The sequence below is a fragment of the Pseudarthrobacter ribosi genome, assembly GCF_055412865.1.
Genome location: NZ_JBVAYZ010000009.1, coordinates 41,816 through 56,759 on the forward strand (window position 1 = coordinate 41,816; position 14,944 = coordinate 56,759).

Genomic DNA, 14,944 nt, shown 5'->3' on the forward strand with positions numbered 1-14,944 from the left:
GCCCGAAACGACCAGTTCCACCCCTCGGAGGACCCCCATGGCATTGAGTGCATCCACCAACCTTCCGCACCACGTTGACCGCGTCACCGCCGTTTTCGTCAATGAGGACTTCCTGCGCCACACGAGTGAACTCGTCGGCGGCACGCTCGAATCCTTCTCCGTCGACGGTGACACGGCCGGCGCCTTCAGCACCACAACCGTGCGGACCATCCCGACCAACCGGATGCCGGACATTGCCAGGAAGTTCGTCGGCGAACGCCTGAAGGTGACGCAGCTCGAGAGCTGGGACGCCCCTGCTGCCGACGGCTCCCGGCTGAGCAACATCATCCTGAAAGTCTCCGGCGCGCCGCTGGACGTCACCGCCGTCCAGCGCCTCGTCTCCGACGGCGGCAGCACCCGGATCGAGCTCGAGGGCACCGTGACGTCCTCGGTCCCGTTCCTGGGCGGCAAGATTGCCGAGGCGGCCGAGCCGATGGTGGGCAAGGCCCTGAACCTCCAGTCCGCGCAGGCCCAGGCCTGGCTCGAAAGCCACTAGCACATGGAGCTGCCGGCAATCCTGGCCGTCGTCCTGATCGTGGCCGGCCTCTGGTCACTGGTGGTCTGGCCGCAGTTCCTGCGCCGGGTCATGAAGGATCCAAGGTCCCGCGACACGAACGGCAAAGCCACGCGCTTCCTCACCGTCCACATCGTCCTGGTCAGCATCTCCATGCTGCTCGGGGCGGCGACGGCGGCCATCGGGATTGCGGGCCTGCTCTAGCAGTGCGAGTAGGCAGCCGGGACGACCGAGTGGCGAAAGGCCGGTGAGTTGAGTGGACAACACGCTGTTCGAAGCCGTCCGACAGGACTTGAATCGCCCCATGAGCATGGACGGAATGGAGCGTGTGTGGCACGGCAACCATCGCAAACCCGGTGGACAAAACTGGTCAATGTATACAGCATTGACCCTTCTGGTTCTCATCCTGGGAATCATGGTCACGTATCCGCAGTAGCAGTGGATAATTCCTCACACTGTTACGACAGCCCCGGTCGAGATGCTACTCGGCCGGGGCTTTTCTGTGATCAGTCCGTCACGGTCCGCTGGGCCCCTGCCTGGCGAAGAGCGTCCTCGGCCGCGACCCAGGAGATCATGGCGCACTTGACCCGGGCGGCGTATTTGGCAACGCCCTCGAAGGCAGACGCATCGCCGAGGATCTCGGGATCCGCGGCCACTTTCCCCCGGGACCGCAGGACCTCGCGGAAATTGTCGATCACCGCCGTGAAGCTGCCGACGTCCATTCCTTCGGCCAGGTCGGCGAGCACCGAAGCCGAGGCCATCGAAATCGAACAACCCTCGCCGTCCCAGCGCAGCTGGGCGACCTTCCCGTCGGACACCGCCACGCGGACCGTGATCTCATCCCCGCAGACTGGGTTGAGCTGGTGCGACTGCCCGGACGTCGCCCCCGCGGGAACCGGCGCCTCCGCCAGCCCGCTGCCGGTACGGAGTTTCGCGTGTTCCAGAATGATCTGCTGGTACAGCTGTTCAAGGCTCATGCGGAAAAGTCCTTAGGCTCCAAAGTAGGCTCGGACCCCGGCGACAGCCGCGAGGAAAGCATCCACGTCAGACGTTGTGTTGTACAGGTAGGTGCTGGCCCTGGTGCTGGCCGTCAGGCCCAGGCGCCGGTGCAGCGGCTGCGCGCAGTGGTGGCCCACCCGGACGGCGATCCCCTTGCTGTCCAGGAACTGTCCGACGTCGTGCGCGTGCACACCGGCGACATCGAAGGAAGCGAGGCCGATCCGTTCCTCTCCGGGGGCCGGCCCGAGGACGCGGATGCCGGGAATCGATGAGAGGCCTTCGACGAGGCGCTGCCCAAGCAGGGATTCCCAGGCGTGAACGCGGTCCATGCCCGTCTCGGTGAGGTAGTTTGCCGCCGCGGCGAGTGCGATGGCCTGGGAAACCTTCTGGGTCCCCGCTTCGAAGCGCTGCGGGGCGGGCAGGAAGGCAGCGCGTTCCATCGTCACCGTGGTGATCATCGATCCCCCGGTGAGGAATGGCGGCAGCGCGTTCAGCAGATCCGACCGGCCGTACAGCACGCCGATGCCGGTGGGCCCCAGCATCTTGTGGCCCGAGAGGACCGCGAAGTCGACGCCCAGGTCCTTCACGTCAAGGGGCAGGTGCGGAGCTGACTGGCAGGCGTCCAGCACGGTCAGTGCACCGAACTGGCGGGCCATCGCCACAAGGGTCTTGACCGGGTTGATGGTGCCCAGGACGTTCGAGGCATGGCTGAAGGCGAGGACCTTGGTGGCCGGTCCGATAAGGCCGGCGGCGGAGTCGAGGTCCAGCACACCGGCATCGTCGACGGGGATGAACCGAAGTCTCGCACCGGTGCGCTGCGCGAGCTGCTGCCACGGGATGAGGTTCGCGTGGTGTTCCATCTCGGTGACGACAATCTCATCGCCGGCTCCCAGGGCGAATCGTGCCGCCGGCCCGGGGGCGCCCGGCAGGGACGAGTTGAGGAACGCGTAGCTGAGCAGGTTCAGGCCCTCGGTGGCGTTGGAGGTCCAGATGATCTCGTCGGCGCCCGCGCCGACGAAGGCAGCCAGGGTCTCGCGGGCGTCCTCGAACGACTCCGTAGCTTCCACGGCCAGCAGGTGCGCGCCGCGGTGAACGGCGGCATTCCGCTGCTCATAGAACTCCTGCTCAGCCTCGATGACGCTGATCGGGTTCTGCGAGGTCGCCCCGGAATCGAGATAGATCAGAGGGTGACCGCCCATGGGCCTGGAGAGGATGGGGAAGTCATTGCGGATCCGCAACACTTCGTCGTCGTTCAGGGCAGGCGAAAGCAGGGCCCGGGACTCTGACGTCGGCACAAAAGCCACGCTGGCCTCCTCGGATCGGGTGAAATGGACTACTTTCCATCATCCCACGGAACGGCGCACCGGATTCTGCCGGTAATTCTGCGAAGCTCCGTGGTGGGCCGTGGTGTCCCGTGTTGTCCCGTGTTGTCCCGCTGGGGGGTGGGACCTCAGGGCCGGTGCGAATCGCCGCCGGTGTCGATGAGGTCGACCCGGCGGCTGACGCCCAGTTTGGCAAACACCCGGTAGAGGTGTCCTTCCACGGTCCGCTGGGACACGCAGAGCTGCTGGGCTATCTCCGCGTTGGTGGCTCCGCCGGAAACCAGGTCCAGGATTTCGGTTTCCCGGGCGGTGAGTTCGGCATCCTGCTCAGGACGGACCAGGTCAATGTGGGCAGGCATGCCGGCAGCAGTCATCCGGTTCTGGATCTTGCGCTGGACAGCCAGCAGTTTCCGCTTGTCGGTGCTTTCGGCGAGGCATCGTTCCGCCTGTTGCGCCGCTTCGAGTGCCAGCAGCACATAGCCGGCCCGCAGCGCCTTGTCACTGATCCTGACGAGTGCGGCGTCGTCAGCGTGAAGCACCGCGAGCGCGTAGTCGTGCAGCATGCCGGCCTCCCGCCCCTCAACCGCGAGGCTGCTCCGGGCAAGACCTTCCGCGGCCGCCGTGTCCCCGCGGCGCACGGCCAGTCGCCTGATGTCTGTCTCAATCCCCAGCAAACCCTGCCGCCTGGCCTCCTCCGCCAGGCCGCCGAGCCTCCTGCTGACCTCGGCGACACCGCCCGGCGCTCCGCCGGCCGCGGTCGAGTACGCCTCGGCGAGCAACGGGAGTGCCCCCGGCCCGCGGTACCGGGACAGTCGGAAAGCGGTCGCGTGCTCCTCGGCCTCCCCCGCGTGGCCCACTACGGAGGCAGCGTATGCTGCGACCGAGTGGGCAAAGGGCAACAATTCCCAGGGATCGGCAATCGTGAGATCCTCGACGCCCAGAGTGAGTTCGGCAATTCCCTCCGGCATGCGCCCCTGGCGGACGCGGGCGAGGCCTCTCATCAGGTGCAGGATGCCACCGCTGAGCAGCAGCCGCGAGGGATAGTCCGCCTCGTACTCATCGAGGGCTGCGGCGAGAGCTTCCCATTCTCCGGCCCAGTTCAGGCTCAGGCTGTAGCGCACCAGAAGGTCTTCATATACGAGGGGCAACGCCAGGCTGGCGCTTCGCGCGCCCTGCCAGGCCTCCCGGGCCAGCCCCAGGCCGTCCACCACCCGGCCCTTGGCGCAGAGCAATTCGGCGAGCAGCGACTCAGCCGGGATCTTGAGCTCCTGCCGATCCCCGGCGGCCACCACCAGCCTGCTTAGCCCGCCCTCACGGTCCTCCTGGCTGCCGCTAGATTGGATCGCGGTCGGCTGGCTGCTGCCAGCGGCGATCCCCGCTGCCAGCGCGATCGCGGCCAGCTCCAGCCACGACGGCCCGGCTCCGGCCGCGCCGGTCCCCGGCGTCGTCGTTCGTCCCGACAGCCGGGCCGAGAGCAGGGCGGCCAGATAGCGGGCGTTGTCGTTCGACATGGGCTCCGCGAGCTGCAGGAATTTGGCGGACTGCTGGCGGTCGCCCAGCAGGTACCGCGCGTAAGCGATCTGCAAGCGGGCCTCGGGCAGCTTCGCAACATCGGAAATGGCCTCCGCGGTTCGCATCGCGGACCGGGCGTCGAGGGCGGCGTTGGCTGTGCACGCCGCTCTGAGGAGCTCGTCCGGCGGCACGGCGGCTCCGCAGTCCAGCGCCCACCGAACCCGGTTCAGAAATGCGGCCGGGGACACCGGCCCTCCCGGAGGAAGTGAGACAAAGCTGGCACGCAATCCCGCGCTCTTTCCCGCCGGAACCCATCGGCGAAGTATCTCTCCGATCAGAGGACTCGCGGGACGGACTGTCCGGTCGGCGCCTCGTGAGACGCTGATGATCCCGGCCCGTTCCAGGGAGTCGACAGCCTTCGGCCCGCCGAAGCCCAATAGTTGGCCCAGCGGCAGCGGTCCGGCCAGGGCCACTATCGCGGCGGCGGTCCTTTCCTCGGGTGACATCGACCGCAGTTCGTGACCGATCAGGTCAGCTACCGGAATATCGGCCAGGCCGGGGAATGAGATGAGGAACCAGATGCCGTGGCGCAGTGCCAGGGCCCCTGTGCTCCGGGCGTGTTCGATGAGGGACAGCAGCATGAACGGGTTTCCGGCGGAGGCATCGGCGAACAGCGCGCTGGCCCACGGCGAGACATCGGCGCGGAGCACTTGCTCGCAGAGTTGGTGCACCTCGGTCCGGGTGAGCGGCTCAAGGTCAAACTTCGCAACGATCCCGTCATCCCAGAGGGCCAGGAATTCCTCGGGAATCAGCAAACCCGGCCGGCATGTGGCCAGGACGCTGGCAGCACCTGTAGCGACCGCCTGCGCAACGAGCTGCGTCGTGCCGCGGTCCAGGCACTGGGCGTCATCGATCACGAATAGCGGCTTGCTGGGCTGGGACTTGATGCTGTCCGTCACGGCTTTGACAACGGCGGCATAGGAATCCAGGTCCTGGGCGGGCAGTTCGCCGAGGTAGGGCGAGAGCGCGCCGAAGGGCACGGCGGACAGTGTCGATGTTGCTGCGAGCCGGATCACGGCGGTGTGGGGCTGGAGTTCCCGGATGACCGCCCGGGAGACGGCGGTCTTCCCGGTGCCCGGGTTGCCGACGATGAGGGCACCGGAGCTCCCGCCGTCGCGCAGGCATCTGACGATGTCCTTGACGACGCCGGCCCGGCCCACCAGGGTGGCGGACTCCGTCAGGCTCTCCACCTGTTGTCCTCCCTGCGGCCACGCGTCGGCTCCCGGGCCGACCGGAGACGTGGGTGCCGGGTCCGCCCCGACCGCCCGGAGGTGAGGGCGCCGGGTCGGTCAGCCCAGGCGGGCGTGTTCCACTGGTCCGGAGATGACATCTTTGAGTTCCGACCTGCTCGCGACGTGGAGTTTTGCGTACACCTGGTAGAGGTGACCCTCAACGGTGCGGACAGAAACGTGCATCTCGTCCGCGATCTTTCGGTTGGACGTACCCGCGGCCGCCCTGACCGCCACCTCCGATTCCCGGGCTGTCAACGTGGAGGTCAGCAGTGAGAGCACGCCGTTCCTGGGGTTGCCGAACCGGTCTTCCAGGGACTGCTGCGTGCGCTGGGCCATCCGGAGGGAAATACGGTTCCCGGCGTCGTTGGCACAGCTGACCGCCTTCCTGGTCACGTCCCTGGCGAAGACCGCATGGCCTGCCGCGTCGGCGTCCTTGGACGTCGCCAGCAATTCCTCGCTGTCGGCATCCGCCAGCCCTTCCGCAAGCCGAGAGCACAGGCCGGCGAAGTGCCCGGTGACCTGTTCCGCAAGGTCGCTGAGTTTCTGGCTGGCCTGGCGGTCTCCCAGCCGGGCCACTGCTGAGAGGAACTGCAGTCCGGTAGCCAGCGCCGACGCGTCAGTGTCGATGTCAGCTTCCAGCTTCAGCGCGCGGAGGGCCTCTGTCTTCTGGCCGATTTCCGCCTTGGCAGACAGCTCAAAGTACCGGGTAATGCGGTTTACCAGCCACGATGCCCGGGGCTGCTGCTCCTCGACGTCCACCAGCAGGGCGCCTGCTTTTTCCTCATCGCCCTGGAGCGCGAATGCGTACGCACAGGCTGCGGTTGCGAGTCCGGCAACAGCGTCCGGATCGTGCACGCTGAGCTGCCAGACCCCGGACTGCAGCCGCTGGACGGCCCCCGTGAGATGGCCGCGATGGAGGTCCACGATCCCCTGGCCGATCTCGAACATGCCGCCCAGCCGGGCTTGCTGGTCCCAGGATTCCGAGGCGTCGGCCAGGAAGTCTGCTGCCTCCCGGAACTTCGCGGACAACAGCAGGAGCAACAGGAGCCTCCCACGGATTTCCCGGATCGACGCGTCGGAAAGGTCGAGGGTGCCAGCGGCCTGAATGACTTGCCTGCCGAGCCCCACCGCTCCCAGGACGTCGCCGGTGACAGCCCTCGCCTCACACAGCAGGCTCGCGGCGATGATCTTCGCTTCGCTGCCGAGGTCGGTGGAATCCGCGTCCTCGAACATTTGCAGGACATCGCCGTACCGGCCTTCGAAGGTGGCCAGCTCGGCATAGGCCAGGCGTACCCGCTCGGCCAGCGGACCCGGCGCCGCCCCGGCATCCCCGGCATCCCCGGCCACCGTGAGCCGCAGTTCAATCTCCTGCAGCCTTGCCAGTGCGCTGGCCGGTGCTGCGGGGCTGCGCCGGTCCAGTTCAGCCCACATCAGCTGCAGCGAGGCCCACTCCTCCAGTGCCAGTCCTTCACCGGTCCGCTGTTCAACGTCAGCCAGGATGCGGCGGGCGGCCTCGACGTTGTGCAGGGCGATGAACGCCCGGGCAGATTCAACGGCCACTTCCACCAGTTTCTCCCCGCCCGCGATTTCCCGGGCAAACCTCAGGGCGGACTGCGGGTCGGATGCCTTGTTCGCGATGCGGGCCGCCGCCAGGGCCAGCCTGGCGTCCACCTCTTCCCCGCAGTCCAAGGCCCACGCGACGGCCGTGGACCCCGCGCATTTGTCGAGGTCCTGGTCCTGGAGCACAGCTCCCAGCCGGCGGCGAAGCTCCGCACTGCGGCCGGGCGGCACGACACTGGCAACGATTCCGGCCGTGACCGGGTTGGCGATGCTCACCATGGGCGGGTGGTCATGGTTGACGCGGATCAGCGTCCGCTCCTGCAGCGTGTCAATGTCCTGCGCCCGGGACACGATCATCAGGGTCTGCAGGGGCAACGCTCCGGCAAGCGACAACAGCTCGAACACATCGCGCTGGCCGGGGCTGAGCCGGTTCAGGCGTGCCTTGAGCACATCCCGGATCTCACCGGCCAGAGCCACCGGTTTGCCCCCCAGAACCCAGGAATCCTGGTGTCGGACAATTGTTCCGAGCTTGATCTGTTCCCGTGCCAGGGAGTGCAGGAAGAGCGCGTTTCCGCCACTGGCGTTCCAGAGGGCGCGCGCCGCGGTGTGTGAGAAGTGCCCGCCATACTCCCGGGCAAGACTGTCGGCCGTTTCACGGAAATCGAACGGGCCAAGGTCCACCCGGCGCAGCAGATCGTCCTTCCAGAGTCCCATGATGTCGCTGCCCAGATTGGGCAGGTCAACGCATGCTGCGAGCAGCAGGACGTGGCCGCCGGCGCAGAGCTGGGCAACCATCATGGTGGAGAGCTCATCGAGGTCATGGGCGTTATCGACAAACAGCACGACACTGCGGCCCTGGGCCCGGGCATGAAGCAGCTGAGTCAACCCGCGCAGCACCATCAGCGGGTGTTCCAGGTGGGAGGCGTCGAGTTCGTTGAGCAGGACGCTCAAGGCACCGTACGGGAGTTTGGACGAAATGGAACTGCCCCGGACCTGGACGACCAGATAGTCGTCTCCCAGCTGTTCGAGGGCCCGCTGGGCGATGAAGGACTTTCCAGTCCCGTGTTCCCCCACGAGCACAGCTCCGCAACCCGACCCCGACGTCAGCGCTGCCACCACGTCTTCCACTATTTTGTGCCGTGCGTAGAGCTTCTCGGTCCGCCCTTTCCCCGGACGTTGGACGGCTGAAATCACATCTGTTCTGCCGCTGCCCACAGGCAGGCCGGCTACTTGCTGAAACATGAGAGAGACCTTCGCAATCAAAGTAATGACTACCGATACGTCCAACTTATTGACAGCAGGAAATTTGCGGATGCGTAAGTGCTACTCGATTACCAACGAGAGGGCGGGACCTGAACTACGTGGATGTACTCAGGACCCGCGCGCCGGAAAGTGTTCTGAACCAAGTAGTCGGACCGGCCCGTAGCCGCGTCATACGGGTCTGTCACGGCTGGCGTGCGTGTCGCCGCGGGCCTGGGAAGCTGCCGCGCCCCGGTGTGATCCTGTTCCGTGCCGTCACAGTTCTGGCACGGCCGCCCGGCCTGCGGGCGGCCGAGCCAGGACTGGGCCACTGAAAACTTAGGGAGCCGACGGCGGCTGGGGGGAGGAACCTCGGTCTCAGAAGGTTCCGACGCCGTCGGCTCCGTCAAAGGGGTTCACGCACGTGGCGGGAACCATTCGGGAGACCTATTAGGAGCGTTTGTAGAGTCTGTTGCACCAGTGCGGACCATCGTTCCCCACGCAGGCGATCCTGGCAGCTTCATCGATCTGCCCGGGCCACTTCCGCGTTGATGGCTCCACGTTCAAAGTCCTTCGTCAGGTGGTTTTCAGGTGGTTCCTGGTGCCTGAATACAATCTAGCGACTCGGACGCCTACCCCGCACCGGTAGTCCGTACTCGAATTCGTGGCGGATTCGGTTTGAACCGGTCGTCGAGGGTACTTGCCACGGCGTCCGGCTCGCGGCGCTTGTGCGGTCCGACTACGCGGTCACCATACCCGGACAGCCCGATGCCTACTTGCCGGCCCCCCGGAGCTACGCACGGCGGGAGGGAAAGGCTTGATGCCCGCTGTCCGTACCGGGCCGCCGCGGGCAGCAGGGCTGAGGGACGGAAACAGCCGGGCCGCAAACAGGGCCGGAGCCAGCTAGCTGGCTAGGATACTCCCGGCAACTGGTCCCTGCCTTTGATATTGAGCTTGGCGTAACTGCGGTACAGGTGGCCTTCGACTGTCCGGATGGATACCTGCAGCTCGGCGGCAATCTGGCGGTCGCTCAGGCCGCGAACCGCCAGCGCCACGATGTCGCGCTCCCGGCGCGTCAGCAGGCCAAGGGCGTCGGCGTCGGCGTCCTGTTCCTGGCCGGCGATGCTGTTTGCCCTGTCCAGGCACCGCTTCCGCTGGGACATTGCCATGCGTTCCCGCAGTGTGTCGCCGGCTGCCCGGTAGCCAGCCACAGCTGCATCATAGGCAAGTGCCGCGAAGCCCCACAGCTCGGCGTCTTCGCAGCTTTTGCCAGCCTCCAGATAGTCGGCGGCCAGGTCGGCGCTGACCGCCGCCGCATAGCGGCAGATCGCGGCGGCCCGGGGGCCTTCCAGTTCCGGTTGCAGTTCCAGCAGGCGGGTGGCCGCGTCCCGGTCTCCCAGTGCCAGGCAGAAGGCGAGCGAGTCGAACTCAAGGCCTGCCGTGGAATCGTCGCCGTGGGGCCGGCCCAGCGCCCGCAACTCGTCGACGGCGCCCGGGTAGTTCCCCAGTCGGGCTTTTCCGTAGATGACTGCCATCTGCGAGAGGTTGCGCAGGTAGCGTGACACCGCACGCGGAGCGGCTTCGTAGTCGGCGAGGAATGCCCCGGCCTTGGACTTGTCTCCGACTTCGGCGGCGGCGGCGAAGGCCATCGAGGACGTGAGGGCGAAGAGCTGCTGGGGATCAGCGAGCCGCAGTGATTCCAGGGCCGCGCTGAGGGTGTTCACGGCCTGAGCGGCCCTGCCTTGGTATAGCAGGATGATGCCTTGTGCGGCGTGGACTCCGCCGTCGAACGGGTTGAGGTTGCGTCCCGGTCCGGCGGTGACACCGGCCAGGAGGTTTTCGGCGGCTTCCCAGTCGCCACCGTGGATCACGGCCGCCGCTGCCCTCGCTACGAGGAACTCGGCGAGGAAGTACAGTTCGTCGTATCCGCCGCCCGCGCTTTCCAGAGCCTCGGACGCCGCGGCGAACGACTGGAGCGCCTTGCCCTGCACGAGAAGCCGTTCCGAGGTCAGCGCCAGCCGGAACGCAACCTCCAAGGAGTTGCTGGGCGGAAGCTGAGCGCCGGACTCCCCTTCGGCTTCCATGCCGGCACTGTCCGGGTATTCCCCCGCCAGCGCGAACACCATCGCGTGAATGGTGGCATAGCGTTCCCGGGTTTCCGCGAGGATTCGCTCGGCATCGTCCGGGTTGTCCCGGGCCAGCTGCTCCGCCGCTTCCAGGAGAGCCCCGGCACGGTCCATGATGTCGGCCGGCGCCTGGCCCAGGGCAGCCTGCACCGCAGCCCACATCATCGTTCCCGTGAGCAGGACAGCCACGCTGAGGCCCTTGGCGAAGTCGGCATCGAGGATGTCCCGGGCAGACGCGTAGTCCGAGGTGTTGAAGTAGGTCCGTGCCATCACGGCCCGTGCAGTCACCTGCAACTCGGGGTCCTTGACCAGGGCGGCGGCTTTGCGTGCCAGTTCATCCTCGCGGAGCCGGCTGGCCAGCACGGCTGCCCGCAGCAGCTGCCGATCGTCAACCTCCGCCCCGCATTCAATCGACCAGCTCACCTGGCGCAGCAAGCCTTCTGCCGATGTCGGTTCGTTGTCCATGAGCCGCAGGAGGCTCTGCCGGAGCTGGAGGCTGCGGGCCGGTGAAATCAGGTTGCGCAGCGTGTCGCCGTAGATGGAGTGCCAGAGCCTCAATTGCGGGTGCGGTGCCGGCGTAACCCGAATCATCTCGTGTTCGATGAGGGCCGCAACCGGGTCTTCGCCCACCGTGGCTTCAATCAAGTCGCGGGACACCGGCTCCGCCAGGGCAATCAGGTTCAGCGCCTGGCGTTCCTGCGGGGAGCGCCGGAGCAACTGCCGGCGCACGACGTCGGTCAAGCGGTCACCGTGGCTGTTGAGCGGACGGGTGAGCAGCCACACCCCGTTGCGTTGCAGCAGCGTGCCGTCGCTCTTCGCGTCGTCAATGAGACCGCTGAGCAGCAGTGGGTTGCCTTCGGAAGCTTTCCAGAGGATTTCGGCAACGCTCGGCAGGATCTGGGAATCCAGCGTGTGATCGAGGATGTCGTAGGTCTGCTGCTGGGTCAGGGGACGGAGGTCAAGGCGTTCCGCTATACCCTCAAACCACAGCTGCAGCAGCGGTTCCGGCAAGCCCGGCCTGGTGGCCGAGGCAACAAGCAGTTTCGCCCAGCCGGCGGCGGCGAGTTCCACCAGGATTCCGGCGGTCGCCTCATCAAGGTCATGGGCGTCGTCGACGACCAGCAGCAAGGGCTTCTGGGAAGCGCGGCGCTCTTCCTCCAGCCGCGACCAGAAGGTCCTGAGCACCGCCAGTTGCGAGGTGGCCTCCTGCACGGGCAGCCCGACAATAAACGGACCCAGCACGCCGTAGGGCACGTTCGCCAGCGAGGGGCTGCCGTGGATGCGGACGGGCGTCACGGCCGGCTGCAGTTCGGCCACCACGGCGTCCAGGAGGGTGGATTTGCCGATCCCGCTGTCGCCGAGCAGCAGAACTGCCACGTGGGTGCTCCCCTGGATGGCCTCCACCGCTGACCGCAGGTCCTCTACCCGCCCGGTCGGGGCTTTGGGTGCTTCCGCCGCCTCGGGGGCGGCCGCGCGGTTCCTAGATGAGTCCAAGCAGATCACTTCTCGAAGAAACTCCCAGCTTGGTGAACACCTGGTAAAGGTGGCCTTCCACTGTCCGCACAGAAATGCCGATGGCCAGGGCAATGTCCTTGTTGGAAACCCCGTTGCCGGCGAGGGTGGCGATCTGCCGCTCCCGGTCCGTGAGCAGCGGCCCCTTGTTCCTGGGGGTGATGGGCAGCGCCGGCAGGGAATCCGCGAGGCCCTCGAGGATGGCATGGGCGGCGCTGGCCTTCCCGCTCAGCCCCGCGGCCTTGGCGAAGTCGAAGGCGAGGGCTGCGCATCTGGCCTGGACGGCGTCGAGTTCCATGGCCGCGGCCTGGCTGGCAGCCTCAAGCATAACGGCGGCGTCCTTCTTACGGCTGCCTACGGCAATGGTTCGGGACAGCTCCGCGAGGGGCCCCTGACGCAACGCCGCGATGTCCTCCAGGAACTGGAAATCCTTGGTGGTGCCGTTGACCGTCGCGCCAAGCATGAAGATGCCGGCCAGAGTGTACCGGCCCGCCCGGTGATGTTCCTCGGCCGCGCGCACCAGCCGGTCCTTCGCCTCCGGATCCCCCAGCCACCGCGAGGCCATGTCCATGCAGAAATCCGCGGAGCTTCGGACCGCGAAACGCGCGGGACCGTCCGCTGACCGGGCCCGGTCCAGGTAAACGGTGGCCTGCACGGAGTTGCCGGTCTGGGCGTAGGCAAAGGCGGTGGCTGCATACGCCTGCCGCAGCGAGTGCAGGCTGGCCCGGACTTCAAGCTGCGCGATCGCGGCCAGGAGCGGGTCCAGGGCCATGTAGCCGCGGCCCGCGTACACATAGGCGAGACCGACAGCCAGATCAGTCGGCGCGCTGCCGGAATGCAGCCCGTGGCCGGCCCGGCCGCTGGCGTCCTTGAGCATGTCAATGCTCTGGCGCCAGTACCCGGACAGGAGCAGCACGTTGAAGGACCGCCACGCATAGTTTTCCCGGATCCGCGGAACGTTGGACCATTCCCCCAGCTGTCCGCCGATCTCGCGCATCAGCCTGCGGGCCTCGACTTCCTTGCCCGTCATGCAGAGGGCCTCCATCAGGATGATGCCTGATCTGAGCCGGTGCACGGGATCGACGTCGTCCACGTCCGAGGCGGCCGCTGCACTGAGCCGGTCCATCATGGGCGCGTAGTCGCCGACGAAGGAAAGGTAGTTGAACTCGCAGAGGTCCAGGCACAGCCGGGCCCGGGTCAGCCCTTTCGGTGACGCCGTCGGCAGCCCCCCGGCGAGTTCGCGGAGCCGCAGCCTGGCCTGCCGGATCAGCTCAGGGACCGCACCGGCCCGGTCCTGGAGCCAGGACATGCAGTCCGCCTTCGCGGCGATCAGTTCCGCGTATGCCTCCGCGCCGAGGGCGCCGAGTTGTGCCTCGGACACATCGTCCAGGGCCGCCATGGCCTGCAAGGGAAGCCCCAGCTGAAGGTAGGCTGCGGATTTCTGCAGCTGGCCCTCGGTCCATTCCGGATCCTTCGGGCTCAGGCTGCCAGCGCATTTGAGCGCGAATTTCGGGTCGAAAAGCCGGACAGCGGCTCCGGCAGCGGCCACGGCGTGGGCGGGCGCCAGGGGCGCATCGCAGTCGTGGGTCCAGGCCGCGTAGGCCAGCAGGTCCTCCACGGTCAGCTCGTTGAGCTCGTCCTGCTGGTGCCCGGGCACTTTGTCCCGCAACTCCAGCCTGCGCTCCACACTGAGCCAGTTGCGGACGATGTCGCCCAGATAGCGGTCCCCGAGCGAAACGAGGTGCCGGCCCGTCCGGTCGACCACGATCTGACCCGCATCTTCCATGTCCGCGATGACGCCGGGGCCGTACATCCGCGCCAGCCGAGCCAACGGCAGGGTGCGGGCACAGGACAGGACCTCAATGAGTTCCCGGGCCACCGGTGTTTCGCGGGCGTACCTGGCCCGGACGATGTCTTCCAGTGCGGTGCGCCCGTCCAGGACCACCTCATCCACCAGGGTCCAGACGGATCCTGAGAGCACGAGGTTGCCCCGTTCGATCTGCTCCAAGACCACGGCCTGCAGCAGGGTCGGGCTGCCGCCCACAAGATTGTGCAGCTGGCTGGCCAGGGCGCTGGACACCCGGTGCCCCAGCGCTGCCTGGAGCACCTCGAGGGTTTCGACCTCCGTGAGGTTGGCGAGCCGGACCTCGGCCAGCTGTCCGGACGTGATGAGCCAGTAAAAGTCCGGAGGAAGGTCCGTTGTGCGCTGGACGGTGGCAACGAGCCGCGCGGTCCGGGTCTGCACCAGGTTGAGCAGCACCCCGGTGCTCAACTCGTCCAGGGATCCGGCGTTGTCCAGCAGAATGACACACCTGCGTCCGGCCGCGTCGTCGCGGATCAGGGACGTGATGCCGTGCAGGATGGCTGTCGGCGAGCCAAGGGAGCTTTGCGGCAGGCGGGCGAGCGTGAAGGCCAGGCAACCATAGGGCGTAGCAGAGCCCGGTCCGGAGCTGCGGAGCTGGAGGGTGTAGACGTCGGGTCCGAAGCCCGCGATCGCGGCGCGTCCCACTTGGGTTTTCCCCACCCCGCGGTCACCGGTGATGACCACGCCCACGCGGTCCTCCGCGAGCAGGGCTCTGCGAACCCGGTCGGCGTCGGCGCTGCGCGCGAGACCTGACCACCTGTGCCGGTCCAGTGGACCGCCTACAGTGCCTTCTTCGGCGGGTGCCAATGTAGTGGAAACATTCCCCCAGCCCAGTGAATCCCTCGACATCTTGTTTCCTTCGTACCGCCTTGCGGACAGCAAGCCTGAGACCGTCCGCTTAGAAGTAGCGTATCCCTATCCCCCGACATGAGAGTAGAGCGATCATATCGGCATTTCCGGAAGCT

At 66.9% G+C, this 14,944-nt stretch carries 8 protein-coding genes; 2 read left to right on the top strand and 6 right to left on the bottom strand.

Annotated features, from left to right (window positions below; genetic code table 11):
* The first annotated feature begins 37 nt into the window (after positions 1–37).
* Positions 38–535 carry a DUF2505 domain-containing protein gene (locus ACZYZ5_RS11390; protein WP_463901835.1) on the top strand — a complete coding sequence of 166 codons (498 nt, stop codon included), beginning with the start codon at positions 38–40 and terminating at the stop codon, positions 533–535.
* 3 nt (positions 536–538) lie between these two features.
* Positions 539–757 (top strand): SCO4848 family membrane protein, encoded by a 219-nt coding sequence (locus ACZYZ5_RS11395; protein ID WP_463901836.1) that lies wholly within the window; start codon positions 539–541, stop codon positions 755–757.
* A 302-nt stretch (positions 758–1,059) separates the two neighbouring features.
* Here the strand turns inward: ACZYZ5_RS11395 and sufU are convergent, their stop codons facing one another.
* From sufU to ACZYZ5_RS11425, 6 genes are all read right to left on the bottom strand, one after another.
* Entirely contained in the window at positions 1,060–1,530 is a 471-nt protein-coding gene (gene sufU / locus ACZYZ5_RS11400) for a Fe-S cluster assembly sulfur transfer protein SufU (RefSeq protein ID WP_463901837.1), read from the bottom strand.
* Positions 1,531–1,542: 12 nt separating this feature from the next.
* Positions 1,543–2,847, bottom strand: a complete 1,305-nt coding sequence (locus tag ACZYZ5_RS11405) for a SufS family cysteine desulfurase (protein ID WP_463901908.1) — start codon at positions 2,845–2,847, stop codon at positions 1,543–1,545.
* A gap of 155 nt (positions 2,848–3,002) precedes the next feature.
* Complete coding sequence (locus tag ACZYZ5_RS11410) at positions 3,003–5,636, bottom strand: LuxR C-terminal-related transcriptional regulator (protein WP_463901838.1); 2,634 nt, start codon at positions 5,634–5,636, stop codon at positions 3,003–3,005.
* A gap of 99 nt (positions 5,637–5,735) precedes the next feature.
* On the bottom strand, positions 5,736–8,480 hold the full coding sequence (locus ACZYZ5_RS11415; RefSeq protein WP_463901840.1) for a helix-turn-helix transcriptional regulator: 2,745 nt from the start codon (positions 8,478–8,480) through the stop codon (positions 5,736–5,738).
* Positions 8,481–9,388: 908 nt separating this feature from the next.
* Complete coding sequence (locus ACZYZ5_RS11420; protein ID WP_463901841.1) at positions 9,389–12,097, bottom strand: LuxR C-terminal-related transcriptional regulator; 2,709 nt, start codon at positions 12,095–12,097, stop codon at positions 9,389–9,391.
* The gene (locus ACZYZ5_RS11425; protein WP_463901842.1) at positions 12,084–14,828 is read right to left on the bottom strand and encodes a helix-turn-helix transcriptional regulator; all 2,745 of its coding nucleotides are present in this window, start codon (positions 14,826–14,828) and stop codon (positions 12,084–12,086) included. The genes ACZYZ5_RS11420 and ACZYZ5_RS11425 overlap by 14 nt, the downstream gene beginning before the upstream one ends.
* Positions 14,829–14,944: the final 116 nt, after the last annotated feature.